Origin of the sequence: Rheinheimera sp. (assembly GCF_965283995.1) — a bacterium.
Lineage (GTDB): Bacteria > Pseudomonadota > Gammaproteobacteria > Enterobacterales > Alteromonadaceae > Pararheinheimera.
On record NZ_CBDIQG010000001.1, the window covers coordinates 3,991,704 to 4,016,003 of the forward strand.

Consider the following 24,300-nt stretch of genomic DNA (forward strand, 5'->3'; position numbering starts at 1 on the left):
TTGTTATTCCTTCATGCGGGATGGTAATGCAGCAGGTCCGTTGACCACTAAAGGCATTCCCACCAGACGTTCGAGTTCGACTAACTGACGGTGAAACTGGGCCTGAGCGTCAATCATGTTGCGTTTGGCGCTTAGCAAATCTTCATGGGCAGATAGCAAATCCGTCATATCAAAGATGCCGGTCTCATACCCTTTAAGTGTGCTTTGCACGACCGACTCCGCCGCCGGAAGAATGGCCTGTTGCTGATCATGGATTTGCTCTGAAAGCAGGGTTAATTGCTGATATAACCGGCCCGTAGAGAGCTGCAATTGCTGACGACTGAGCTTTAACTGATGCGCTGAACGCTCTGAAGTCACCCTCGCTGCTTCAATCTCACCGGCATTGGGGTTTGAAAGTGCCAGAGGCATGCTGACACTGAGCACAAACGCATTCTCATTCAGCTGCTCGTTACGGCGCACCCCAGCCCCGACTGTAAGGTCGGTTTGGCCATTGGCGATCGCCAGGTTTTGCAGCGTGCCCGCCAAACGCTCCTGTGTCAGATAGAACCCAAGTTGTGGCGAGCTATCAATCGCTGCCAGCATCTCATTGAGCGATGGCAGCATCGGCAACACCGCCAACTGCCCCTGCACCGTATCGAAATCCGGTTCATTGGACCAATTGGCGGCTAACTGGCGTACTGCAACCTGCAGTTCGGCTTTGAGCGCTTTTAAATCCATCTGGCTTTTGAGCACCCGACTTTTCAGCCGCAATACATCCGCGTCAGTGACTAGTCCTGCCCGTGACCGCTCTGTCGCGACCTGCAGTGCGTTTTGCTCCATCACCAGGCGTTCAGCGGTCCAGCTGCGTACCGTCTGTAATTCCAACACATCCAGATAGTCGGTCATGGTTTTGGCCAGAACATCCACCCGGTCGAGTTCGTATTGGGCCTGTGTCAGTGCTTTCCCTGCACTTGCGCTCTCCAGACGGCGCTGACGCTTGTCGCCAAGTTCAATGACCTGACTCAGTGTCAGCGTAAGCTCTGCGCTTTTAACGCCGCTGAGGCTGCCATTTCCAAGGACGTTCTCCACAGAAACACCAAGCTCAGGGTTTGGTTTAAGACCAGCTTGTAGGGTTTTAGCTTCATCAATCCGAAGCTGATAAGGATAAAGTTGCAGTTGTGGACTGCTCGTTAAAGTTCTTTCTAACGCTGTAGTGATCGCAAGCTCTTGCGCCGTCACCGAAAAAGATGCGACACACAGCAATGCCAAGGCAACAGCGCCTTTGCAATAAGGGCGGGACATAGAAATTCTCCGTCAAATGTAAAATCACGTTGTTAACTAAAAACGATGATCTCAGGCATTTGGCGGGGGCACAGCAGGAGCGTACGTCATGCTGAAGGCTTCAGCACGGGAAAACGGAACTATGGTCTGAACAACGGACTCTGCCGCTGCGCTTGTCATATAAGCGACAAAACACATCACATGCACATGGGGCTCATGTGGGTCGTCAACATCATTGACGGCCTCATTGGCGTGAGATGTTTGATGTTCATTGTGTTGGTGCGCAGCATTATCCCCGAAAGAAATCAGATTATGATGTTCTGTCGGTAAATGTACGACAATGCTGTCACAGGCTACAAAAGCATGATTAAGCATAATCGTAAACATAAACCACAATATCCATCGGGAATATTTAGACACAACAATCCTTTATGTTAAGTGCGTAGCGCTAATATACGTCTTGCACCATCAAGGACAATTATCCCAATGATACCGCCAATCACTAAATCCGGATAGCCCGATCCCGTCCAGGCGACTAGGCCACCGGCAACAATCACCCCGAGGTTCGCCAGAACATCATTGGTCGAGAATATTTTGGTCGCTTTCATATGCGCACCGTCACTGCGTGACTGTGAGATGAGATAAAGACATAAAGTGTTCGCTATAAGTGCCACACTCGCCATTACAATCATCAGCGTCGACATGGGTTCAGTGCCAGCCCAAAACCGTCGTGCTACTTCGAACAACACACCGGCTGCAAGCAACGCCTGCAACCAACCTGAAAGATGGGCAGCCCTGACTTTTTTGGCGGCGCTAAGGCCAACAGCCAGCAAGGCAACACTGTAGACAGCGGCATCGGCCAGCATATCTAACGAGTCGGCAATAAGGCCGGTGGATTGTGCCCAGACTCCGACAATAAGTTCTGTGACGAACATCACGGCATTAATCGCCAACAATCGCTGTAATAACTTACGTTCGTCTGCATCGGCTTTGCTGTTATCAACTGACGCTGTTGGGTCGGCCTGAAACGGCGCTGAGCTTTGCAGTACTGCACCTAAATTTAATGACTCCAGACGTTGGGTGATGGCGTCCGTACCGCCTTGATGCACCACATCAAGCTGCCGGTCTTGCAGGAAAAATTGCAACTGTAGCACCTGTGGCAACGCGCCAAGCGCCATTCGAATAAGATTTTCTTCTGAGGGGCAGTCCATCTTGCGAATGTGGTAGCGGGTTTTGTGGTGCAAATCTGATACAGAACACTCAGGCAACGGAGCATTTTCAGAGGCTTGCACCTGGGCTTTACATTGGCAATCTGACATAGCGGCCTCACTTTGAACAAGATACCGCCATTAAAAACTATAAAGCCACTTTAAGGTCAACAGTTTTTTCACCGATGTTGTACACAATCACTGGCACATGGATGCACCAGATTTTTCAGGATCTCGCAGTCTTTGGCCTGATGGTCATCCTGGCAAAGCGCCCGTAATGCCTGTAAATCCGCTTTTAATTGATGAAGTTGGGTTAATTGCGTGTCTAAATGCCCCAATTGCTCATCGATCAGCGTATTGACCTGCCCACAAGGTTGGCTGGGAGCTTCACGAAACTTCAGGAGTTGCCGGACCAACGACAGACTCATATCAAAGGCCCGGCAATGCCGGATAAATTGTAAATCTTCGAGATGGCGCTGCTGATAAGTCCGATATCCGGAGGCGGTTCTTGCAGGAGCGGCTAACAATCCCTGCTTTTCATAAAATCGGATGGTTTCCGTTTCACATCCGGCCAGTGCCGCCAGTTCACCAATTTTCATTGCCTTTCACCAACTCTAAAGTTACTTTAAGCATTAAATGTATCATAATGCAGCCAGCAGAAACTGCATTTTAATTGACCAGGGATAGTGATGGAACCAAAGGTATTGCTCGCCTATTTTGAATACCTGGCGCTGGCCGACCAAGCGCGCAAACCAAAGGACTATGAGAGAAGTTTTACGTACCTGGAGTACGCCCACATCCTTGGTCAACAAGACGTTTTGTGTCATTTGCAGATGCTCTGGTTGGCCCTTTGTACCGCAGACTGGCGCGAACTGGCAGGCCTAAGCTATCGGTTGTTGTTAACACCTTTTGGTCATCTTTTTAATCGCCTGCCACTTGGCAATACGGGGCGTTCGAACGCCTGTGCCTTTAAGCCGATGGCCATTCCGGAAGAGCTCAGAGAAATATTAGCGCTTGTAGGGAAAAAGCAGGACTCGTAGTCCTCACCCTGTGCGCGTAAATACACTTGAGCTATTCCTGATTCATTTGCGACGATGACCCAAAAGTCAAAGCTCGTTTTTTCGCTTGCAAGCATGTTAAGCCGTTCAGGATAAATCAAGCTCAATTTCGTAAGAATAGATCGTGCTAGCAATTAGCGTGAGTCGAGAAACTGAATTTGATCTAGTCAGTTGGCACTGGTTTGTGAACTACAACACCTGCTCAATGTTGACTTCAATTGGGGGCGGTGGCCAACTGAATTTAGCCAACTAATTTGGAAGAGAATCTCAGAGCTCAGAAAAAACGAATGTCCACAAATAAGGCAAAGCAGAGATTCGTTTTTTCGAGATCACCTGGTTTAGACAGCTGCAATTAGGTCAAAGCAAAGTGGCTCCTTGCTGAATCCCTGTTGCTTGTGTGCGGCAATTGCAATGAGAAGGTCAGTTTGAGTACGTAAGGAAGTGTTCCACACATCATTTGGTGAAACATCTCGACATGTATCCGAAAAAGGTATTTTTTACCTTTTAAAGGAGCAAGAGAATGAAGAAAGATCTCAGACCCCCTGTTTTAACTACGTCCAATTTTACACAGACGCAAAAAAGTGCGTAGATTAACTAGCTATCTGAACAAAACAGGTAGCAGCCATGCCCAAAATTTCACTTCAAAAAATCATCGTGTTGCCAGATTTTTTAGCGGCCGATGCATACGCGAATTCCAAACGTCTATTCGATATCTTGCATCGACGTGGTGACAGTAGTCTTCTCGAAACACTGCTCTCGAACATTCGTGTGCTCGAATACCAAAAAGAATTTTATGCGTTGGAGCAGCATAATCTGATTGCAGTCGCCGCAGAGCAGTTGCCACGTTTTGACGCTACGGTCGTTATTGTCTCGAAGGCCAAATCAAAACCTGAGCTGATGAGGCAGTTGCTGAATATCGCGAGTATTCAATATGTCACTCAGCGTTCTGCTGCCGCAACACCAGCATGGCACCAAGCTGTGGCGGACGACTATGCCATTGAACAGCTGTTTTCCATGCGTCAGTGGTCTGAAATCATCGATAGACATCGCTCTGCGGTCTATCGCCGCAAGCCAAAACTTCAAAAGAAGAAGTCGATCACGACGGTTGATATCCAACGTGTGTTGAAAGCTATCCCTTCGCCGCGGGGGGATGGCAAATGAAACTGAAAATTCTCGAGCTTTTTCAAGTCCCAGAAGAGTTTTACTTGTTGGAACTTGTGACGCGGCTCAAACGCATTCTGCAGTACAAAATCGATATCGCACCGCTTACGCGATTTGAAATCTTGCAAAGTCAGGAGATGATTGAATTTTTGTCGCAGGTGCCATCAGCTTCAGTTCCAAAACGGACTAGGTCTGCCCTGCATAACCATCTGAAATCGGATCCATTTGTCGCGACATTGTTACTCTTGGCTGAACCTAGTGACGACCTGTACGCGGAGAATTTACTCAACCAACAATACGCGCTGTTGACGCATTTGTATTGTGTTCGCGGCCTCCATGACTATACAGCGTACCTACAATTTTATCGTACTTTTATTGAATGTAAGTTAGCCGTCCTGCCACTTCATCAGTTGCTTCACCTGACTACTCGTGAGGTGCATCAGCGCTTGAGTAGCGCTGCTGCTCATGTGCAAGATTTGCGTCTCGTCACGCCATTTTTTCTGAAAGCGCAGCGCTCGAGGCCGAGTACCAATTCATTGTTATTTGCCGACAATCATCACATGCAGACGATTGACGATGACATTGAGTATGTTGAAACCAGCGATGAAACTGGCGAGACATCATGCAGTGTCGTGCGTCTGGCGAGTGAGCTGTCACTTAACACTGAGCAGCAGCGTCGCAAGTTTCGATTCAAAATAGCTGGTGCACAGCGTGCTTTTTATGCTTTTGAAAACGCAACCGCGCTTGGTATGCAGGCTGCGTTACCAAATGAGCTTTATGAGTTTTTACAAGTTTGTGCGCCAGGTTTATTACGTAACAGCACAGTGGCGATAGCTTTTGTTGATGCTGGCTATCTACTACTGTTCCTATTTCAGCTGTTTGGTGTGCCATCGCCGCTACAGTTAATTCTCAATAACAAGTTGGCAGAGCGATTACCAGCCGAGCAATCACAGAACTACATTGCCTATCAATTTGAGCGCGAGGGGCGGTTTATCAGTGCCGAGCTTAATCTGCGCGCTGATTTATTGCAGACACTGTCTCCCGAAGATAGCGATGCACGCATTCATTTTGCGGCATCAAGCCGACTGCAATTACCTTTGCCATCGTCGATTTTGGAGCTTCTCAATACCACCCTGCGTGGCATAGGTAGTGACGCGCGCCACGGTTGCACACTGCAAAAAGCGTTAGATATCGATGTTGCAGACTACCGCCGGTGGTTGAATACAAAACTAAAAGCGACATCTTTGCCGCTCCGGGGAATTGGTAGCTCAGCACTTCACCGAGCATTTTTGCAGTATTCAAAACATACAATTCCTGAAGTCTACCGTGCGTTTTTAGCGCAAAACACCATTGTGCAGAGCCACTATGTGTCTGCTGAACCGCATAAAATCGGCTCGACAATGCTTCGTGCATGGCGAGATTTTTGCGATGTAACGGGCATGCGGTGGTCGCATATTGATGCACATGAGACCGCTAGATTTGCGGTCTCGCGGCAGTTTCATTGCGAGGTTGGCTCCAAAATCACTTTGAGATCCGAGCTGGTTGCGGCCTTATATCAGGTGTTGCTGGCTGAACCTGACCTCAATTCCATTGCTTTTTATGTTTACCTACGGATCGCCAGCACATCTGCACTGCGCCCTGTCCGTGAGCCATTTCCAGAGTTCCAGCATTTAAATGTTGATGCCGGCTCTATGACGATTTCAGATAAGCGGGTGCATCACGCGGACGAAAGGCGCTTAGTCGTACTGACATCCTCGGCATGCCAACTGCTCAGGGCGTGGCGTAACGCCGCTGTTGCTAATGCACTTAGGAAACTCATCGCCTCACCGACACACGCATTAATGTGGTTCGACGATGATGCCCGGCAATGGCAACACTTTGGCCGCAAAACGGTGGATTCGTTACTGCATCAACGGACCAATGAAGTGCTCAAATCGCACAGCTTTCGCCATGTTGCGGCTAGTCGTTTCCTAACATCAAGCGGCCGATTTGACCAGCGACTGCTGAATTTTCTGATGAATCACTCACGTGCGGGCGTCGGTCTGCTGGACCGCTTTTCGGCGTTATCACCCAGATACGCCGCTGATTTATTGCGCCAACAAATGGAGCAATATGACCTTGAATTCGCTGAACTCGATGCACAAGCTTTAGCGCAGTTGGAGGCATTGGCATGATGACTCCAGACCAATTAATCACCTGCTTTGCGAATGAGGATAAATCGCTTCGCCAGACGCTCGATTTTGTCCTTGATGTGTTCGAGCAGTACAAAGTATTTAAGTCGACGCCATCGAAACGCCATTTCATTGAAATATCGAGAGAAATTTACTTCGAGGCGACAACTGAACTTGAGCTAAGCGCGCTACAAAAAGCGCTTTGGTGGTGCTATGAATCTGCTGTACTGGACCTGCCACATTTATTGCCGCCGGTTCAAACAATACGATTGCTACCGCCTGAGCCATTTTTTAACGAGTCAACGGCAAGAGTCGGTGAAATTGCCGCAGTGTTAGCGTATTTCCAGCCTCTGCTGAAGCATTCCGACACGACACTACAAAAGTTGGCAACTGTATTGCTGCTGGCAAAACATGTCGCAGTGACTCGAGTCGAACAGCTTTTCTGTATCGATGAAATTGTCGTAATGCCGGATGCGAATCGAGCACTCCTTCAACACGGCGATGGCTACTTGATGCTGGATGCCACTGGATTACTGCTGTGGCGACAATTGCACGAATCGCGGATATCGGCTGACCAGCTCCGCGCAGCTTATGCAGACATATACTCGCCAGAATTTGGACAGCTTCGCACGCTTGACGATGCTATATCTGCTATCGGCTTGATGCAGCAACCGCTGTTCTACCATGAACTGAATCCACTTAGTTCTTCGTTATGCGCGCCAGATATCATCACGCACCTGACCAATCAACCGCACGCAAATAAAAATGAAGTAAGCGATAAGTCATCAAAACGGCGCAAGCGGCGTGTGGTTTTTGGCACGCGGGAGCAAGTGCAAACTGCTGCATCTTTGGCATTTGGCCACTGCCAGGACGATGCTGTCGTCATGCCTGGATTGTCGTTATGTTTGCGCCGCTTTCAGCAACAATCGACAGATGAGCGCCGAAACTGTCGTGCATTTACAGATTGTAAGGCTTCGATTAAGCAACTTTTGCTTCAAAGCAAAAACTGCAGCGGGATATGTGGAGTGCTTCTGAATTATTGCATCTCGCTTTTTCTGCATGGCTCTGCTTGGAAAACGCGCTTGGCGGTGAATACAGTGTTGACCTATTTATCGACGCTGCAACAGTTTTGTATAAACGTGTTCAACGATGAAGCGCTGCTCCAACTAGCTCAGTTGCAAGGCGATGCACTCGCGGATCTCACTGAGTTGATCGAGGATTATCTGGTCACATTGGCGCCAGATAAACAAAATACTGTGCTGATTTTTCTGCAGTTCGTTAGCGAGTACGTGCCGATCCGCTTGGTTGGTGAGTCGCTAGATGTGCTCTCTCAGAAAGTGGCCGTAACGCGCACACACTATCTGTCTCCGATGCTTTTCGAGCAGGCGATTACTGCAGTATCAGATGTTTCAACACAGTGGTTTCTGCGGATTTGTTATTGTCTGGGGCTCCGACATGATGAGGCGATGACATTATATGTCGATGATGTCAGCGCCGAATTTTTGTATGTAACCAAGCGCTCTAAACGTAAGAGCCGAACCTCGGTGCGACGTGTCAGCTTGATGTTTATGCCAGCTGATTTACGTTCAGCTTTTCTGCAATTTGTGGCGATGCGAAGGCAGCACTCAATCAAGATATTTTCTCCGCGCGTGATCGCTTTTTACCTGCCTGGCGCTCTTGCCGCGCTTCGCAAACTGGCAGGTAACAATCAGTTTGTTGTGCACTCGCTACGTCATTGTGCAGCCAACAACATGCTGTTTATGTTGATGATGGCGGCGTTTGACAGTTCGGATTGGCGAGAACGTTACGCGCTGTTTCAACATCAATTATTTAGTGATGACACGATCTCACAGTTAAAAGAGCAGTTTCGGCGGGTCGGCCATCCGTTGTTACCTCAGGCATCAGTTTTCAACATTCTGGCGTGTCAATTAGGCCATGCATCACCTGTGGTCAGCGCAGCATGTTACCTACATTTTTTGCCGTTTTTGGCTTTTGAACTCAACTCATTACGAACCGAAGCTCCAGACCGAGACATGCTGGCCTTGCTCCTGTCCGCCAATAGCTATCGCTATGAAATTCTGGGTCATCAACAGTTTGACGAAACTAAATGGTTTAAACATGCCAGTCGTGGTCTCAAGAAAACAGTAGTTCGAAATGTGGTTGATGAACATGAGGAGGCGAGCACTTTTTCGTTTTCAGATTATGTCACGGCGCTACATGAATTTTTAACTACGAACCAAAGCTCTGCAGTTTTTCAGCACAGCCAAGACGTGCCGGCGATCGGCGCCAAAACGCTCACGCAAATGCTCAATCAGCCTCGCACGCTGCAACAAATCGAGTTTATTTCGCAACAACGCTGGACCGCCAAATCCATTCGAGCGCTTTACACACTGCAAGAACTTGTTACTCAAGGCCATGAGATTCGGGATGTCAGAACGCTACGGCAAGTGCTTTTTGCACTGAATTCGATTGGTTTCTGCAGGTTGCAGGCTGTTGTCAGTTTGCCAATTAACGATGTTCCACCCCAGGCATGGCTCGAGGTTGCTCAGCGTTTTGACTGCGCTTTGCAGTTTGAAGTTAGCACTTCGCCAAAAACATCTATTTCGATGTCGTCATTTAAGAGATGTCAAAACGGCACGCTGTATTTATCTGAAATGATTGAACTTATTAATTTTTATAACCAGAGTCGAGGTGTCATTAATGACTAATTGTATATACGTTGAATACGATAAATTTATAGTGATTTTAACACTCATTAGCAATCTGAAGGCCCCCACACATAATTTCCAAAAACATCAAGAAATCCGTATTTTTGCACAGCGAAACAAAGATTGTATGTCAATCCAAACACACACGACTTTGCAGCCAGCCATTGTTGTCGCTTCGTTGAAAATCAATAACAAGTGGGATGGTGATCTAGACATTACTGTATCGGCGGAACCTATGCTCAAGTGTTTGAATGGATTGGATTGTACAAGCTTTGTGAAGCTAACTTTAGAGGATTCACGGCTGCGAATTCAGCCGGCTATGTATACTAATGACATCTTTAACACTGATGATTTCAGCGAAATTCAAACCGCTAGCCTACATCATGTTATATACCAACCGACAAAATTAATTACCGACTACAGTTCTGTGACTGTTGACCAGTCAAACATCTTTTATTGTCGTAATAACCTCCTTGAAACTTTTAAGTGCATAAAAGCGTATGCGATGTCCTCAAAAAAACAAAAGAAATTGCAGGCCATACTTTCGAGCGATGCATCCACACTGTTCATCGATTTAGTTGCACTTGATATTTCTGCGCGGCTGCGGCTGTTAGAACACGAGCTCGAGAGTGATGCATGCATTCGTTTGAATTCAGATCAGTTGAATTATCTCACAAAAGCTTTAGCGCTACTTTTGAACTCGAAACTTGGCCCAGTGGAGATGAGTGTTGGCAATCAATCACAACTAGTTTTGACCTGCCAGGGCATATGTTGTGAGCTCTCACAGCGCGATGACTTCGAGTTGATAGAACAACCTATCTTCGGCGTGGCAAAAAAAGGCTGGTGTGTTGATTCGAACTGGCGGTTGCAGCAAGGACTGAAACAGATAGTCGTAACAACGAGGCCTTCGGAGGACATCGTCGAAATTCAAATGATTGACGGTCAAATCCATCTTCTGCAATTGACCGAGTATGCGAGCGGTTCATTTCATACTGATGTAATAGCCGACAAAGGTGCAACCAACGGCCCCGCGGTTGTCGTTAATCGTGACCAGTTGTTTTCAGCATTAGCATGCTTTAATTCATACGAAAAATTAAAAATCCACGGTCTGTTATCTCGTGAAGAGCGGCTTTTAATCAGGCCTTCCAGCAATGAAGACGAATTTGTAATGTTGGCCATTACCGAGCCACTCGATGTGGATCATCAGGTGTAATCATTCGGTTAGTTTGAGTTCTTTGGAGATGGATGTGGGGATTGAGCTTCCCCTCTTGGAGTTGCGCTGTTTGTTAGACCACTCCAGAGTTTGTCGAATACAGGTTAAAGCAGGAACTGCTCAAGCCAGAGAACTGGTTGTTCTATAGTTGTGTCTTTGGCAACTCGCCGACGAAGAACACTACGGAACTGATTGTCAGCTTGCTAATCGGCGACTTGACCCATTAATTCGCTTGTAACAAAGGTTGCCACAACAGCAACTCTATCAAAAAAGTAAAAACCAGCGACAGATGATGTCTGAGCCTGAAGTGAGTTACTGCGGTGCGTTCAATATAAGTTAAAAAGCCAGCCGCAGGTAAACTGAAGCTGGCTTTTTCGTTCGCTAAAAACGTACTTTGCATTGCTCTACGGATTATAAAACTCGCCGTTTTTACGCAGGTAAAAGAACCAGTTCAGTACCAAGCAAATGGCATAGAACACTGCAAAACCGACCATCGCATATTCAGGCGTCGCTGCTTTAATTTGTTCACCAAATACCTGAGGAATATAAAACGCGCCGTAAGCTGCAACAGCCGAAGTCCAACCCAGTACCGGGCCTGCCTGTTCTTTCGGGAAGACAACCGCGATTGTGCGGAACGTTGAGCCATTACCGATACCGCTGGCAGCAAACAGGCCCAAAAAGATTAAAAAGAATGGCATGAAAAATTGCTCTGGCGTTGCGGATTGATAGGCCTGTTGCATGTAGTAACCGGCTCCGAGTGCACAGACAATCATGACGATAGAACACAATTGGGTCACAAAGGCACCGCCCAGTTTATCAGCCAGCCAGCCGCCTACAGGGCGAATAAGCGCGCCGATAAATGGTGCTATCCAGGCATAAGTCAAAGCGCTGGGGGCATTTGGATTCACCGTGGTGTGTGTCATGACGCCGTCTGCCAGTTGATGGCTGTAACCAAAAATGACTTGGATAGAGAGTGGGAATGCTGCAGAGAACCCAATAAATGAACCGAACGTCATTACATATAATACGCTCATCACCCAGGTGTGTTTATTACCAAAGATTTGATACTGACGTTCTAAACTGGCTCTAATAGCGCCAGGAAGCAGTTTCAGCAGAAAGACTGTGGCAAACAATACCGCAATTAACACCAGCTCTTTTGGGATGCCAAAGCCTGAACCGTTTGCTGTGGCTGGTAGCATCAACCACAAGCCGGCAATGGCAGTTAAAAAGCCGATGGTCAGCATGGAGAGTTGGATCGCAAAAGACACAGGCGCGGATGGTAGTTTTGGCGTTACTTCATCGGTATTGATGTTGTTCATACCAAACCAGGTAGCAAACGCCAATGGTACTAACAGCAGTAACCAGACAAAGCCGCCATTTTGTACCCAGGTTTCACTGCCTGCCGGAATCGCGCCAATCAGGGTGCCGCTCGCCTTTTGCAGGATCATGGAGTCGCCACCGCCAAGTACAGTGAAGGCGCCGAAAGTCATGAAAAGAGGCACCAGAATTTGCATACTGGTGACACCAAAGTTACCAAGACCGGCATTTAACCCCAAGGCCAGGCCTTGTTGTTTTTTTGGAAAAAAGAAACTGATATTCGACATCGACGCCGCAAAGTTACCACCACCAATACCGGATAGAAGCGCCATCAGCTGGAATACCCAAAACGGCGTGTTTTTGTCCTGTAAGGCCAAGCCGGTGCCAATCGCCGGTATCATCAATAGTGATGTCGTCAGAAATATGGTGTAGCGGCCGCCGCATAACCGCACAAAGAAACTTGCCGGGATGCGCAAAGTTGCCCCGGTTAATCCGGCAATCGCAGTTAACGAGAATAAATCACTGGCGCTGTAAGGAAAGCCAAGGTTGAGCATCTGAACGGTCAGAATGCTCCACAACATCCAGACGGCAAAGCCGCATAACAAGCTAGGGATCGAGATCCATAGATTCCGTGTGGCAATGGCTTTACCAGTTTGTGACCAAAACTGTTCATCTTCTGGTTGCCATCGTTTTAGATCGGCCATAAAAACTCCTGCATATTTTTGCGTATCACAATCACTATGCAGGGTGGTTCAGGCGACCTCAATGGATCTGAATAGTTAGCAAAAATCAGCTATTAGCTTGTTGGTGATACCTATTATTGGGTAGGTTGATTCATAGCTTGATAGAAAAGTTCATTAGAAACAGATGGATATGAGCTGTTGAAGGAGCGTGTTCTATGGTTGAGAATTACCCCTGCATTTCGGTCAAATGCTCAGACATGATATAAATCAACATACAGACAAACGGAATATTTCTTAATAGGCACCTGACCGGATGCTAACAGGACACCTGAAATGCCAGAGCAGCAAAAAAACACAACCGATACAGCAGAAACCGACAGTTTCAGTGTGATGCTGGTCGATGACCACCCTTTACTTCGCAAGGGATTACGCCAGTTGCTGGCGTTTGAGGAAGAGCTACAGATTGTTGCAGAGGCCAGCTCCGGAGCCGAAGCTATCGTACTGGCTAATGAGCTGGACCCGGATTTAATCATCCTTGATTTGAACATGCAGGGAATGGATGGCCATCAGACGCTGAAAAAATTACGCGACGATGGCGTCACTTCCCGCATCGTGATGCTGACGGTATCGGATTCGAATGAAGATGTGATCAAAGCGATCAGTCTGGGCGCTGATGGATATTTGCTCAAAGACTCAGATCCTGATGAATTACTCGAGCAAATCAAAAAAGCAGTGCATGGCAAAATGGTGCTCAGCGAAGCGGTGAACGCAGCACTTGCTGATGCGATCCGCAGACCTGTCGAAAAGCCAGCGACAGATCTCAGTCAACTGACTAACCGCGAACAAGAAATTCTGGAATTGATTGCGAAAGGGCGGAGCAATAAATTGATTGCCCGCGAGCTCGATATTTCTGATGGCACCGTCAAGGTACATGTGAAGCACTTGCTGAAAAAACTGAACTTACGCTCACGCGTAGAGGCAGCAGTGTGGATGGTCAATTTTCAAGGCAAAAAAGGTAGCTAGAACTTGATAACCAACAACATGCAACCAAAAGTGGCGATGCTACCGCTCTCCGAGGCACAAGAGCGTTTATTAGCTGTTATCCGCAGCAGAATGCAGCTGACCGCCACAACCGTCAGTATTTTCTCTGCGCTAGACCGCACACTTGCTGCTGATGTGTTTTCACCTATTGCGGTCCCAACAGCGACTAACTCAGCAATGGACGGTTACGCGTTGCGTTTTGCTGATGTGATGTTAAGCACACAGCAACGCTGGCAGATAGTTGGACAAAGTCTGGCCGGTCACCCGTTCGAGGGCGAGATACCTACAGGGGCTTGTATTCGGATCACCACGGGGGCTGTGGTTCCGGCAGATCTGGATACAGTGGTGATGCAAGAGGATACACAGTCGGTTGAGCTCGATACCGCATCGCTGGTCATTAAACGACGGCCGATTGCCGGGCAACATATCCGTTTATGCGGCAGTGAATTAGAAGTCGGTCAATTAGTTTTGCAACAGGGCACGGTATTAGGCCCATTACAACTTGGTTTACTGGCGACTTTAGGGATTGCGCAGGTCTCGGTTTATCAACAGGTTCGGGTCGGCGTGTTATCCAGTGGTGATGAATTAAAACAGCCTGGAGAATCTCTGTCCGATGGCGATTTATTTGATAGTAATAGAATTATGCTGCTGTCAGTTCTGAAGCGATTTGGTTGCGATGTCGTCGATTTAGGTTGGGTGAAGGATGACCCGGAGGCGCTCAGGTCGTTACTGCAGACTGCGGCAAACAAGGTCGATGTCATCGTATCAAGTGGTGGCGTGTCAGTGGGGGACGCTGATTACACCCGTCAGGTACTCAGCGAACTCGGTGAAATGGATTTTTGGCAGGTTGCCATCAAACCAGGCAAACCATTTGCGTTTGGTTGGCTGAACCGGGCTGATAGCGAATGTCACGATAAAATCCCGCCTGTTTGGTTATTTGGCCTGCCAGGCAACCCGGTTTCTGCCGCGGTCACCTGTGAACAGCTACTGATACCGGCGCTGCAATTATTAAGTGGTCAACAAGTTCAAAAACCGGTGTTGTGGCCGGCTAAAACGGTGCAGGGCTTGCGTAAAAAGCCCGGCCGGCTTGATATGCAACGAGTCAATTTACAGGTCACCGTTGACGGCGTCAAAGCGGAGTCTGTAGGAACTGATAGTTCAGGAATGTTGAGTTCGATGATGCATGCCGATGCACTGACGTGGCTTGAACAACAACGCAGTGATGTGGCGCCAGGCGAGGAAATCTGGGTACAGCCTAAAAGTTGCTGGTGGCGTTAGGACCAGAATGGTTGGAGTTTATTAGGTAGTTCTGTTTTAATTGACGTCCCTATAATCGCAAATCAGGCAGGCAAATGCATAAGAAGAAACTTTTTAAACTCAAAGAGTTCATGCATTTCATCTGCGGTGATGAGGACCCGTTGGCGCATTACCGGGAGATGGCGTTTCGACCGCTTGCAGTATCTTGTTTGACCGCGCTGTCACTACCTTTATTGATCAATCTTTATCACATGCAATGGGTTGTCGTCGCTGTGATGATCGCTATGATGACTATTTTAGCAACTGCAGCTATTCGGCTTGAAACAGCCCCGCAAACGCCTCGACGTTCGTTTTTGTTGATTGTTCCATTGCTGGTTTTGGGTATGTATGTGTCAGTTCCTGCCAATGGCATGGCACTGCTTTTCTGGACTTATCCATTCTTACTGACGTCTTTTTTGCTTGTCAGGGTTCGTTCTGCTTTTGTCGCCTGCATTGTCTTTCTATGCTGCTCTAGCGTTATTGCCTATCAAAATTTTGAATTACTGGATGTCGTTCGGTATCTGATAACCGCCTCGCTGACGCTTTCTTTTACCTGCGTAATCTTGTTTGTGTTTGGCAGTATTAATCTGAACGACCATTATTTGGCGTATCATGACGGCCTGACAGGTACATTTAACCGCAGGAAAATGGACGAAGATTTACAAGCTGTCTCCAGTAATAGGGCAAGTGAAAATGCAGTGATAGCAATTTTAGATATCGATAATTTTAAACGCTGTAATGATGAGTACGGTCATGAGTTTGGTGACGACATTTTAAAACGCTTTGCTAGCTACCTTACATTTCGTATGCCTTCAGACTGCAGTTTTTATCGCATGGGTGGCGAGGAGTTTTTGCTAGTCTCGCAAAACCCAGATGCTCACTACCTCTTTAGTTTTATAAAGTCCATTCAGCCTGAGATCACTGAACGGTTGAGCTCCGGTCCTTATATATTTTCATTTAGTGCCGGCGTCGCAACACTTGCTGACGCGAGGCTGGACAAAAACTCGGAGCCGCATAAAGCGTGGCTACGAGACGCCGATCGAGCCCTCTATTCTGTCAAAGCAAACGGTAAAAATAACGTTGCTTTATATCAATGCAAAATGCCCTGACCGGCGTGTAAAAGTATTTTCCTTTTTGTCTGTGTTCACTTCTTGAGTACTCATTTTGCGCCATCTGGGGCGTTTCAATTCGTTGATTTAACGCAAAGAAGTTCAAGAGTAATAAGCTTCAAATAGCGCCTGATGATCAAACTCAAAACGAGTTCGCGATAAACCGGATAGGATCAACAGATGCAAACCCAAACAATGGCTCATGCTTTACGTCAACAACTTGATGTCCATGGGATCTCCGAATTGTATGCCATACCGGGAGATTTCATCCTGCCCTGGCTACAAGCATTAGAAGAGACACTACCAACCTTTGGAATGACAAAAGAGAAATCGACTGTATCAGGACTTTTGAAATCCTTGCGTATTGTACAACTCAGTCATGAGCCCTCAGCAGTATATGCAGCCGATGCAGCGGCGCGTTGGCGCAATGCGCCTTCTGCGGTGATGCTGACCTATGGCGCAGGAGCTCTGAATGCGGTGAATGCGATTGCCCAGGCCTACATGGAATTTGTGCCACTGCTGGTGTTTGCCGGCTATCCATCGCAGCAGGAAGTAGCCTCTGGTTTATTGCTACATCATCAGGTAAGTGATCTTGACGCGCAGCGAAGAATTTTAACTGAAGTCACCTGCGGGCAATGCCGGCTCGATGATCCCGCAACGGCAGTTCAGCAGCTTACTGAGGTGATTCAACGGGCAATAGCTGAAAGTAGACCGGTATTGATAGAACTGCCCCGCGATATGGCGAATGCACAAGTGTTGTGTCTTTCTCTTCCGGAGATGCAATCTGGCGCGTCGGATGATGTCAATGAAACAGCTCTCAGGGATGCACAACGTCAGCTGGAGCAGTTTTGTCTGGATTTGCCGACCAAAGTAACAACCCCCTGTTTATTGATCGGCGTGAAAGCAAAGCGTTTTGGCTTTGACCATGCAGTCGCCGAATTGGCGCAGCGCTGCGGGATCCCGGCGCTGACCACGTTATTGGGGCGTGGCGTGTTAGATATCAGTGCCGCCAGTTACAAAGGCGTATATAGCGGGGCGAAGGACGACCCGGTATTACCCTGGCTGCTGCAATCTGACTTGTTAATATGTGCCGGTGTTATTCGCTCTGATAGTAACTTTGCTGCACATCCCAGCCTTTTGGCCGGAAGACCTGTGCTGTGGGTGGACGAGCAGCGAACTCAATTGCCAGATGGCCATGTCATTAAATTACCTGCAGTTGAGGTATTCGCCGCACTGCAACATGCTTTTACTGCCCGAGCTGAGGCAAAACCACAGGTGCAGATGCCCACTGACTCCAGTGAAAATGCCTGCAAGTCAGCATCAGCACAAAACGCACAAACAGATAAAGGCTGGCGTTCTGACACGCTGGTAAATCGCTTGCATCAATTATTAAGTCAACAAACGGACACCTACCCTTTTGTTGTAGACATCGGTGATTGTTTGTTTGCAGCCTTATCAGCCAATCCTTCTAAGCTACTAGCACCAGCATTCTATGCCTCGATGGGTTTTGCAGTGCCTGCTGCGCTTGGTCTGCAGTTAAGTTCTGGATTACGTCCGATAGTACTGGTCGGTGATGGTGCATTTCAGATGACAGGGCTGGAGCTTGGTCATTGCCAGCGGTATGGACTGAATCCGATCGTCATAGTATTGAACAATCAAAGTTGGGGCATGATTAAAGCATTTGCACCTGAGCTGACAGCTGCCGGGTTAGCCGGCTGGCAATATGCCGCGCTTGGCAGAGCTATGGGTTGTGGTGCCAGTCAAATCTGGAATCTGCACCAGTTCGATGGCGCGCTGGCCGACGCACTTGCGGATATACGTAGACCAAGGTTGATTGAAGTCATGTTGCCACAGCACAGCTACAGTGAGACTCTGGCGAGTTTTCAGCGCGGACTGTGTAACAGCGCATAAGCAAGTGACATAGTGAGTGTGGTTAGCGGATGGCGATTGCTTTAACCAGGGCAAACACTTGCAGGCCGATAGTAAGCTTTAGCTGTGCAACTGCGTATGGTGTTATTTCAGCTTGTAATAGCTGGCCATCGGCCAATTGCAGTTGGATTAGGAATTGCTGACGGTAAGGTATTATGTTGATGATTTGTGCTGGTAACTGATTTTGGATCGACAAATCTGCGATTGGTGAAAGAGCCAGACTCACGTCTTTGGCCCGAATACTGAGTCTGATCTGACCTTGCGACGTTGGAATTGGAGCCGTGCAATCTCCCAGCCAAAGACAACAAGCGTTGCTGAGAACTGGAATCCGCCCCCAGCTGTCTTTTTCAGCCGGTACCCCGAAAAACAAAGAGATGATGTCGGAACCATCAAACAAAGGATTATTTGGGTTTGCCAATGCAGCAGTGAGACTGGATTGTTCTGTGATTTGACCGGCATCCATCAAAACTAGCTGGTCTGCAAGTTTTTCAACCTCCCGGCTGTCATGCGAGACAAAAAACAGCGGAATACCGGTTTCATCAACCAGGGTCCGGATATAGGGCAGTATCGCCGTTTTACTCTGATTGTCCAAGGCCGCGAAGGGTTCATCTAACAGCAACAATTGGGGATTCGCCAGCAAGGCCCTGCCAAGAACCAAGCGTTGTTGTTGCCCACCGGACAGGCTGGCTAACGGTTGCCTCAGTAATGGTTGCAGTTCAAGCATCCTGATGACGTCTGCAGGCATTAACCGGCGTAGGTCTGGCGGTACGCGCTGAAAACCATATAAAAGATTCTGCTCTGTGGATAAGTGAGGTAATAATCCGCTTTGCTGAAAGACCAGACCAATGCGGCGTCGATGCAGCGGGACAAAATTTTGCTGGTGTTGCCAGGGGTGGTCGGCAAACATGACCGTTGCATCAGGGACGATCTCGAGGCCTGCTATCAGTCGCAGTAAACTGCTTTTGCCACAGCCTGATCTGCCGAACAATGCGGTGATGCCGCTGGCAGGCAAAGTGGTATCGATGTTCAGATTGAAGTGATGTCTTTGCCAGTGCGCTTTTATCCGTAATGCCGTCATCAGAGACTCCCGATTTTGCGACGAGCACCGTAAACCACAAAAAGCACCACAAACGAAAACAGCAATAACAACAATGAAAGCTGCTGTGCTGCCGCATAGTTCATGGCCTCTGCATGATCGTAGATAGCGATGGACAACACTTTGGTCTGGCCCGGAATACTGCCACCTAACATCAGGATCACGCCAAATTCGCCAAGGGTATGGGCAAAACTCAGCGTCGCCGCGACGATAAATCCACCACGGCACAAAGGCAGGATCACAGTAAAAAACCGGTCTACCGGGCCAGCGCCCAGGCTTGCCGCGATCTCAACCGGCTGACGGCCCAGCTGCTCAAATGCCTGTTGCAAAGGCTGCACGGCAAATGGCAACGAATACAGCACCGACGCCAGCAATATACCCGAAAAGGAAAATGCCAGATGCGGCAACCCCAGTTGTTGCAGTGTGTTGCCGACAACGCCTTGCGGGCCAAGAAACAACAGCAAATAAAACCCAAGCACTGTGGGTGGGAGGACTAAAGGCAGAGCAACCACTGTTTGCACCAAAGTCCGCAACCAATAACTAAAAACGGATAAGCCACGTCGTTCGCCAGCCAGCCACCAGGCTAATGGTGTAGCAATCACTAACAGCAGCAGCATTGTGTAAAAAGCAAGTGTCAGGGTCAGCTGAATTGCTTGCCAGTCTGCTGCAGTTAGCGCTGTCATTCAGCCGCCTTTGGTGTTGGCTCAGGTAACTCAAACCCATAGTTCGCCAAAGTTTGCTGAGCTTTGGCGGTGCGCATAAATTGAACCAGAAGTCGCGCCGATGGTTTTTCGGCGCCCGCCTTGGTTAAAGCGTAACTTTGTAGCAGCGGTTGATGGGTTGATGCATCGAGCAACTGATAATGCGCTGCAGTGCCTGGAGTTAATCGCTGATTTTTCACCAATGACAGGGCGATGATCGCCACATCTGCTGCGCCACTTTGTGCTAATTGTGCAGTTTGCGCGATGTTTTCGCCATAAACCAGCTTATGTTCCAGTTGTGACCACACTCCGGCAGATACCAGACTTTGGCGGGCTCTTTCGCCATATGGCGCATGAAGAGGCTGCGCAATGGCGATTTTCAGATACTTATCTGCTGTAAGCTCTTTTAGCGAGACACCGCGCAGATCATGCTTTGGACTCCAAAGCACCAGACGACCGCGTGCATAAACGGTTCCCTCGTCAGTGGTGAAGTTTCCGCGAAACAGCTCTTGAGTGAAATGCTTATCTGCTGAAAAAAACACATCAAATGGTGCGCCTTGGCGGATCTGATTGCTGATTTTTCCCGACGAACCGTAAATCACCTGAACCGATACTCCAGTGAGGTCCTGCGCATATTTCGCTTTAAAATCACGCAGAACGTCTTCCAGCGCAAAACGCAGATCTGACGCTGCGGCGATAAAGAGCTTGTCTTGCGCAGAAACATTGATCCAGATACCACTGAATATCAGCACAAACACCAGACGCAGCAAGAGGTTCATCACTTTGGTTGTTCCCAGCGTTGCAAAGCGTTTTTATCCGCGGCTTTTGCTTCCACCCACTCGGCGGATTGATGAAAATGGGCTTTTTTCCACAGTGGCACTTCATTTTTAAGATAATCCATCAGCATCTCGCAGGCAGCGAACGCATCGCGCCGGTGTGGTGCGGCAATACCAACCAGCACTATCTGCTCACCAACAGGCAATACGCCAACCCGGTGAATAATAGTGACAGCCCGTAAGTCAAAGCGTCGCGCCGCTTGCTCTGCAATTGTTGTGATGCTGCGCTCGGTCATGCCAGGATAATGTTCCAGTTCAAGCGCCTGAAGCCGGTCAACGTTAGTTGAATTGTCGGTGTCCGGCTTAAACTGGTCGCGCACAAGGCCGGAAAACAATACCACTGCACCGCAATCTTGCCGAACAAGTGTCTGATACTCTTCAGTTAGTGAAAAATCCTCTACTTGGATCCGGCAGTTAATCCACGTCATCATCAGCCCCCGGTCACTGGTGGAAAGAGGGCGATGGTGTCGCCGGGTTGGACCATACTTTGCTGACTTGCCAGTTGCTCATTGATGGCAACCAACAGCTCCCGCTCAGTCAGGGCCGCGGCGAAAAGAGCCGACTGTCCGGCAATCATCAGGATTAAATCTTTGACCTCTACCGGTTTAGTGAGTGTTAGCTTTAGATTGCCGATCTGCATGGCTTCACGCAAAGATGCAAAAAATAACACCTCTGTGACAGGCGCTTGATTCATGTTGTCATTTTCCGCTTGATTCAGTTCTTATCCAGTGGCCTGATTTGCCGCCAATTTTCTCGATAAGATGGATTTTGTTGATTTCAATGGCTGGATCTGCGGCTTTGGCCATGTCGTGTAATGTCAGGGCTGCGACACTCACCGCAGTTAAAGCTTCCATTTCTACACCGGTACTGCCTTCTACTTTACATAAAGCCCGGATCAATACTTTGCCAAGCGTAGCGTCTAATTCAAATTGAATATCGATTTTGCTGAGCAACAATGGATGGCACAGCGGAATTAATTCTGCAGTTTTTTTCGCGGCCATGATGCCTGCGATCCGGGCGCAGGCCAGAGCATCACCTTTAGGTAATTGGCTTAAGGTCGAAACGATTGAAGGTAACATACTGACTTCTGCCTGGGCGACGGCAGTACGGCTAGTCGCGAGCTTTCCAGCAATATCAACCATTTGCGCTTCACCTTGTGCATTCAGGTGGGTCAAATCAGTCATCTTTAGTTCCTTTTACTGCAGAAGTACCACAAGGGCTGCCACGGCGCAGCAGACTGGTAAAATTACAGGGTTTGGTATGCGCAATGAGCTGAGGCCAAATAATCTGGTCTGCTGCCAGATGAGCGGCATCAACACTGCCAGGTATGGCAAAAATAAGTTTTTGGTTGGCAATCCCTGCGATAGCACCGGATTGCAGGGCGGCACTGCCAATTTTTTGATAGGACAGGGTCCGGAACAACTCGCCAAATCCAGGGATCTCCCGGTCAAATAATGGCGTGACAGCTTCGACCGTACAGTTTTTAGCATGGAAGCCAGTGCCACCAGCCAGCAAAATGACTTGTGCTACTGCGTCTGCAATTAATGAACTGACAGCCGCACGGATTTGATACAGGTCTTCTTTCACTATACCGCGCTGATAAAGCTGATGCCCCTGCTGTTGTAATGCATTGTTGAGCCACATACCGGTATCGTCCGTCTCGAGTGTGTGCCGGTTAGATATGGTCAGAAGCGCTATTTGCAAAGGCGATTCACCCGGAAACGAAGTCATATAAAGCTCCTGATAATTAACTGCATATTTGTGCGGCACTTTGTTGATGGGCATCATCTGGCAACAGAAGTGCCTGAATACTGGCAAAGCTTGTCGGGTCATTGCAGTTTTGAAATGCAAAAGGCGCGAGCAGGGGGAGAGGTCTCAGCCCCAGTTTTCCCCAGGCCTGATGTAAAGAGCGTTTTGCCGTTGGATCTGATAGCGTTGCAGCCAGAGTTTGTTGTAACTCGGCTGTTTTTCTGAGTAATACCGGCAATGGAAAACATTCGATAAAGCTGCCTGCCGGGCATGAACTTAAAAACAAAGGTTCCAGCGCTGCAGACGTCAGCAGTGGCATATCAACCGGCAATACCAATAACCAGTCTGTATGGCAATGAGGTAGTGCCGCAGCAATGCCTGCCATCGGACCGGCGTCGTGGACCAGGTCCTGAATAAAACCGGGTTCATTACGGCTGACCAGCACTTGTTGCGCACCAAGCGCCTCGCCCAGTCGTTTGCTGCGCGCTAACAAAGTTTCACCATCCAGTTGCAGTAAAGCTTTGTCTCGTCCCATCCGGCTCGATTTCCCGCCACAGAGCACCAGAACTGAAAAAGCAGGCTTAGTCATCTGAGGCATCCTCAACCTCCGATCATAGCGAGTTGGCGGGTCTGACCGGTCTGCGCTTTCGCCAGTTGATGACTAAACGGCTTGAATTGGAGTTGTGCCTGCAGAAATTCGACAATTGCAGCCGGGTTATCCTGGTTCAGCAAGTGGCGTAAATTCTGATGTTGTTCGGCGAATAAACATAAAAACAACTGGCCTGTGCTGGAGACACGTAGTCGGTTGCAGTCATCGCAAAAGTGATCGCTGTAAGGCATGATAAGGCCAATAGTGCCCAGATAGTCGGGATGGGCATATTCCAGCGCTGGGCCTGCGTTGGCCAACCTTGGCATAAGTTGCCAGCCGGCGGCAGTGAGCTGACTGATAATGCTTTGGCCACTGACATGCTGCGTTTTAAAAAATGCACCGTTATCGCCCGTTTGCATCAGTTCGATAAAACGCAAGCTGATCGGTTTATCGCGGACAAATTCAAGAAAGCTGCTTAACGAGCGGCCATTGTACTGGCGCAATAATACGGTATTGATTTTGACTTTTTGCAAACCCAGTGCGAGGGCGCGGTCAATGCCGGCCAGGATATCCGGCAGCCGGTCCTGACCTGTGACGAGATGAAAAGTATCTGCATCCAGGCTGTCGACACTGACATTCAGCGCAGTGAGGCCCGCGTCCAGCCATTGATGGATGTCTTTATTCAAACGATAGCCATTGGTGGTCAGGGCAACTTGGGTGATGCCGTCGGTGGCCCGCACCGTTTCAATAATGCTGCATAAGTCGCGGCGTAAGGTTGGCTCGCCGCCTGTCAGCCGAACTTTTGTGGTGCCGGCATGGGCAAAGCCTTGGACCAATTGCTTAATTTCAGCCAGCGTCAGTTCAGCCGCTTTATTGTCACAAGCGCTGCCATCAGGCAGGCAATAGTTGCAACGGAAATTGCAGCTTTCGGTCAGCGATAAACGTAAATAGCTGAACCGGCGTTCGAATGAGTCTTGCAGCATAAATCGACACCTTTCCAAGTGGGGAGGTCAGACCGTTTCCAGTCAGGCCCGGTGGCATGATTGCCACGGCCGCTCTGGCATGTCAGGTATCCCTGAGTTAGCACAGTAGGGCTCGGCGTTGTTTGTATTGTAAAAGTCCGGTGCTCCGGTCGTTATTGCCTTCTCTGGGCAGTTTCATTACCTCTTTGTGGG

The 24,300-nt window shown here is 48.6% G+C and carries 23 protein-coding genes and 1 riboswitch; of the genes, 9 read left to right on the forward strand and 14 right to left on the reverse strand.

Annotation, left to right across the window (positions count from 1 at the left end):
- Nucleotides 1–3: 3 nt before the first annotated feature.
- The 4 genes from ACQ66Q_RS17830 to cadR form a co-directional block, all read right to left on the reverse strand.
- Entirely contained in the window at nucleotides 4–1,281 is a 1,278-nt protein-coding gene (locus tag ACQ66Q_RS17830) for a TolC family protein (protein WP_377240068.1), read from the reverse strand.
- Between the two features lie 51 nt (nucleotides 1,282–1,332).
- Nucleotides 1,333–1,647 carry a hypothetical protein gene (locus ACQ66Q_RS17835; RefSeq protein ID WP_233080762.1) on the reverse strand — a complete coding sequence of 105 codons (315 nt, stop codon included), beginning with the start codon at nucleotides 1,645–1,647 and terminating at the stop codon, nucleotides 1,333–1,335.
- A 47-nt stretch (nucleotides 1,648–1,694) separates the two neighbouring features.
- Nucleotides 1,695–2,471, reverse strand: a complete 777-nt coding sequence (locus ACQ66Q_RS17840; RefSeq protein ID WP_430458030.1) for a cation transporter — start codon at nucleotides 2,469–2,471, stop codon at nucleotides 1,695–1,697.
- Between the two features lie 176 nt (nucleotides 2,472–2,647).
- On the reverse strand, nucleotides 2,648–3,067 hold the full coding sequence (gene cadR / locus ACQ66Q_RS17845) for a Cd(II)/Pb(II)-responsive transcriptional regulator (protein WP_306518624.1): 420 nt from the start codon (nucleotides 3,065–3,067) through the stop codon (nucleotides 2,648–2,650).
- Between the two features lie 90 nt (nucleotides 3,068–3,157).
- On the opposite strand from cadR, the gene ACQ66Q_RS17850 reads away from it, so the two are divergent.
- The 5 genes from ACQ66Q_RS17850 (at nucleotide 3,158) to ACQ66Q_RS17870 (ending at nucleotide 10,779) form a co-directional block, all read left to right on the forward strand.
- Nucleotides 3,158–3,508 carry a DUF3703 domain-containing protein gene (locus ACQ66Q_RS17850; protein WP_377240071.1) on the forward strand — a complete coding sequence of 117 codons (351 nt, stop codon included), beginning with the start codon at nucleotides 3,158–3,160 and terminating at the stop codon, nucleotides 3,506–3,508.
- 642 nt (nucleotides 3,509–4,150) lie between these two features.
- Complete coding sequence (locus ACQ66Q_RS17855; protein ID WP_430458031.1) at nucleotides 4,151–4,687, forward strand: hypothetical protein; 537 nt, start codon at nucleotides 4,151–4,153, stop codon at nucleotides 4,685–4,687.
- Complete coding sequence (locus ACQ66Q_RS17860; RefSeq protein WP_430458032.1) at nucleotides 4,684–6,861, forward strand: hypothetical protein; 2,178 nt, start codon at nucleotides 4,684–4,686, stop codon at nucleotides 6,859–6,861. The genes ACQ66Q_RS17855 and ACQ66Q_RS17860 overlap by 4 nt, the downstream gene beginning before the upstream one ends.
- Nucleotides 6,858–9,566 carry a hypothetical protein gene (locus ACQ66Q_RS17865; RefSeq protein ID WP_430458033.1) on the forward strand — a complete coding sequence of 903 codons (2,709 nt, stop codon included), beginning with the start codon at nucleotides 6,858–6,860 and terminating at the stop codon, nucleotides 9,564–9,566. Before ACQ66Q_RS17860 ends, ACQ66Q_RS17865 begins: the two co-directional genes overlap by 4 nt.
- Nucleotides 9,559–10,779, forward strand: coding sequence for a hypothetical protein (locus tag ACQ66Q_RS17870; RefSeq protein WP_430458034.1), 1,221 nt, complete (start codon nucleotides 9,559–9,561; stop codon nucleotides 10,777–10,779). Before ACQ66Q_RS17865 ends, ACQ66Q_RS17870 begins: the two co-directional genes overlap by 8 nt.
- Nucleotides 10,780–11,183: 404 nt before the next feature.
- Here ACQ66Q_RS17870 and ACQ66Q_RS17875 read toward each other — a convergent pair whose 3' ends face one another.
- The gene (locus ACQ66Q_RS17875) at nucleotides 11,184–12,800 is read right to left on the reverse strand and encodes an antiporter (protein WP_430458035.1); all 1,617 of its coding nucleotides are present in this window, start codon (nucleotides 12,798–12,800) and stop codon (nucleotides 11,184–11,186) included.
- Between the two features lie 312 nt (nucleotides 12,801–13,112).
- On the opposite strand from ACQ66Q_RS17875, the gene narL reads away from it, so the two are divergent.
- From narL to ACQ66Q_RS17895, 4 genes are all read left to right on the forward strand, one after another.
- The gene (gene narL, locus ACQ66Q_RS17880) at nucleotides 13,113–13,802 is read left to right on the forward strand and encodes a two-component system response regulator NarL (RefSeq protein WP_377240084.1); all 690 of its coding nucleotides are present in this window, start codon (nucleotides 13,113–13,115) and stop codon (nucleotides 13,800–13,802) included.
- An 18-nt stretch (nucleotides 13,803–13,820) separates the two neighbouring features.
- Nucleotides 13,821–15,098 (forward strand): molybdopterin molybdotransferase MoeA, encoded by a 1,278-nt coding sequence (gene moeA / locus ACQ66Q_RS17885; protein WP_430458036.1) that lies wholly within the window; start codon nucleotides 13,821–13,823, stop codon nucleotides 15,096–15,098.
- Nucleotides 15,099–15,172: 74 nt separating this feature from the next.
- Nucleotides 15,173–16,225, forward strand: a complete 1,053-nt coding sequence (locus tag ACQ66Q_RS17890; protein WP_430458037.1) for a GGDEF domain-containing protein — start codon at nucleotides 15,173–15,175, stop codon at nucleotides 16,223–16,225.
- A gap of 180 nt (nucleotides 16,226–16,405) precedes the next feature.
- Nucleotides 16,406–18,136, forward strand: coding sequence for a thiamine pyrophosphate-dependent enzyme (locus tag ACQ66Q_RS17895; protein WP_430458038.1), 1,731 nt, complete (start codon nucleotides 16,406–16,408; stop codon nucleotides 18,134–18,136).
- Nucleotides 18,137–18,158: 22 nt separating this feature from the next.
- Here the strand turns inward: ACQ66Q_RS17895 and modC are convergent, their stop codons facing one another.
- The 9 genes from modC to moaA all read right to left on the reverse strand — a co-directional run bounded on the left by modC (nucleotide 18,159) and on the right by moaA (nucleotide 24,108).
- Nucleotides 18,159–19,232, reverse strand: a complete 1,074-nt coding sequence (gene modC, locus ACQ66Q_RS17900) for a molybdenum ABC transporter ATP-binding protein (protein WP_430458039.1) — start codon at nucleotides 19,230–19,232, stop codon at nucleotides 18,159–18,161.
- Nucleotides 19,232–19,933, reverse strand: coding sequence for a molybdate ABC transporter permease subunit (modB, locus tag ACQ66Q_RS17905; protein WP_377240093.1), 702 nt, complete (start codon nucleotides 19,931–19,933; stop codon nucleotides 19,232–19,234). Before modB ends, modC begins: the two co-directional genes overlap by 1 nt.
- Nucleotides 19,930–20,730: a molybdate ABC transporter substrate-binding protein gene (modA, locus tag ACQ66Q_RS17910; protein ID WP_430458570.1), complete on the reverse strand. Its 801-nt coding sequence runs from the start codon at nucleotides 20,728–20,730 to the stop codon at nucleotides 19,930–19,932. Before modA ends, modB begins: the two co-directional genes overlap by 4 nt.
- Nucleotides 20,730–21,218: a molybdenum cofactor biosynthesis protein MoaE gene (locus ACQ66Q_RS17915; RefSeq protein ID WP_377240095.1), complete on the reverse strand. Its 489-nt coding sequence runs from the start codon at nucleotides 21,216–21,218 to the stop codon at nucleotides 20,730–20,732. Before ACQ66Q_RS17915 ends, modA begins: the two co-directional genes overlap by 1 nt.
- Entirely contained in the window at nucleotides 21,218–21,481 is a 264-nt protein-coding gene (locus ACQ66Q_RS17920; RefSeq protein ID WP_377240097.1) for a MoaD/ThiS family protein, read from the reverse strand. Before ACQ66Q_RS17920 ends, ACQ66Q_RS17915 begins: the two co-directional genes overlap by 1 nt.
- 4 nt (nucleotides 21,482–21,485) lie before the next feature.
- Nucleotides 21,486–21,971, reverse strand: coding sequence for a cyclic pyranopterin monophosphate synthase MoaC (moaC, locus tag ACQ66Q_RS17925; protein ID WP_377240099.1), 486 nt, complete (start codon nucleotides 21,969–21,971; stop codon nucleotides 21,486–21,488).
- On the reverse strand, nucleotides 21,964–22,518 hold the full coding sequence (locus ACQ66Q_RS17930) for a molybdenum cofactor synthesis domain-containing protein (RefSeq protein ID WP_430458040.1): 555 nt from the start codon (nucleotides 22,516–22,518) through the stop codon (nucleotides 21,964–21,966). Before ACQ66Q_RS17930 ends, moaC begins: the two co-directional genes overlap by 8 nt.
- A gap of 16 nt (nucleotides 22,519–22,534) precedes the next feature.
- Nucleotides 22,535–23,125 carry a molybdenum cofactor guanylyltransferase gene (locus ACQ66Q_RS17935; protein WP_430458041.1) on the reverse strand — a complete coding sequence of 197 codons (591 nt, stop codon included), beginning with the start codon at nucleotides 23,123–23,125 and terminating at the stop codon, nucleotides 22,535–22,537.
- An 11-nt stretch (nucleotides 23,126–23,136) separates the two neighbouring features.
- Complete coding sequence (moaA, locus tag ACQ66Q_RS17940) at nucleotides 23,137–24,108, reverse strand: GTP 3',8-cyclase MoaA (protein WP_377240107.1); 972 nt, start codon at nucleotides 24,106–24,108, stop codon at nucleotides 23,137–23,139.
- Nucleotides 24,100–24,237, reverse strand: a riboswitch (molybdenum cofactor riboswitch). Its footprint overlaps the gene before it by 9 nt.
- Nucleotides 24,238–24,300 lie beyond the last annotated feature (63 nt).

Coding starts and splice junctions, on each gene's coding strand:
- ACQ66Q_RS17830 (WP_377240068.1), bottom strand. CDS start 1,281: ATGTCCCGCCCTTATTGCAAAGGCGCTGTTGCCTTGGCATTGCTGTGT.
- ACQ66Q_RS17835 (WP_233080762.1), bottom strand. CDS start 1,647: ATGTTTACGATTATGCTTAATCATGCTTTTGTAGCCTGTGACAGCATT.
- ACQ66Q_RS17840 (WP_430458030.1), bottom strand. CDS start 2,471: ATGGACTGCCCCTCAGAAGAAAATCTTATTCGAATGGCGCTTGGCGCG.
- cadR (WP_306518624.1), bottom strand. CDS start 3,067: ATGAAAATTGGTGAACTGGCGGCACTGGCCGGATGTGAAACGGAAACC.
- ACQ66Q_RS17850 (WP_377240071.1), top strand. CDS start 3,158: ATGGAACCAAAGGTATTGCTCGCCTATTTTGAATACCTGGCGCTGGCC.
- ACQ66Q_RS17855 (WP_430458031.1), top strand. CDS start 4,151: ATGCCCAAAATTTCACTTCAAAAAATCATCGTGTTGCCAGATTTTTTA.
- ACQ66Q_RS17860 (WP_430458032.1), top strand. CDS start 4,684: ATGAAACTGAAAATTCTCGAGCTTTTTCAAGTCCCAGAAGAGTTTTAC.
- ACQ66Q_RS17865 (WP_430458033.1), top strand. CDS start 6,858: ATGATGACTCCAGACCAATTAATCACCTGCTTTGCGAATGAGGATAAA.
- ACQ66Q_RS17870 (WP_430458034.1), top strand. CDS start 9,559: ATGACTAATTGTATATACGTTGAATACGATAAATTTATAGTGATTTTA.
- ACQ66Q_RS17875 (WP_430458035.1), bottom strand. CDS start 12,800: ATGGCCGATCTAAAACGATGGCAACCAGAAGATGAACAGTTTTGGTCA.
- narL (WP_377240084.1), top strand. CDS start 13,113: ATGCCAGAGCAGCAAAAAAACACAACCGATACAGCAGAAACCGACAGT.
- moeA (WP_430458036.1), top strand. CDS start 13,821: ATGCAACCAAAAGTGGCGATGCTACCGCTCTCCGAGGCACAAGAGCGT.
- ACQ66Q_RS17890 (WP_430458037.1), top strand. CDS start 15,173: ATGCATAAGAAGAAACTTTTTAAACTCAAAGAGTTCATGCATTTCATC.
- ACQ66Q_RS17895 (WP_430458038.1), top strand. CDS start 16,406: ATGCAAACCCAAACAATGGCTCATGCTTTACGTCAACAACTTGATGTC.
- modC (WP_430458039.1), bottom strand. CDS start 19,232: ATGACGGCATTACGGATAAAAGCGCACTGGCAAAGACATCACTTCAAT.
- modB (WP_377240093.1), bottom strand. CDS start 19,933: ATGACAGCGCTAACTGCAGCAGACTGGCAAGCAATTCAGCTGACCCTG.
- modA (WP_430458570.1), bottom strand. CDS start 20,730: ATGAACCTCTTGCTGCGTCTGGTGTTTGTGCTGATATTCAGTGGTATC.
- ACQ66Q_RS17915 (WP_377240095.1), bottom strand. CDS start 21,218: ATGATGACGTGGATTAACTGCCGGATCCAAGTAGAGGATTTTTCACTA.
- ACQ66Q_RS17920 (WP_377240097.1), bottom strand. CDS start 21,481: ATGAATCAAGCGCCTGTCACAGAGGTGTTATTTTTTGCATCTTTGCGT.
- moaC (WP_377240099.1), bottom strand. CDS start 21,971: ATGACTGATTTGACCCACCTGAATGCACAAGGTGAAGCGCAAATGGTT.
- ACQ66Q_RS17930 (WP_430458040.1), bottom strand. CDS start 22,518: ATGACTTCGTTTCCGGGTGAATCGCCTTTGCAAATAGCGCTTCTGACC.
- ACQ66Q_RS17935 (WP_430458041.1), bottom strand. CDS start 23,125: ATGACTAAGCCTGCTTTTTCAGTTCTGGTGCTCTGTGGCGGGAAATCG.
- moaA (WP_377240107.1), bottom strand. CDS start 24,108: ATGCTGCAAGACTCATTCGAACGCCGGTTCAGCTATTTACGTTTATCG.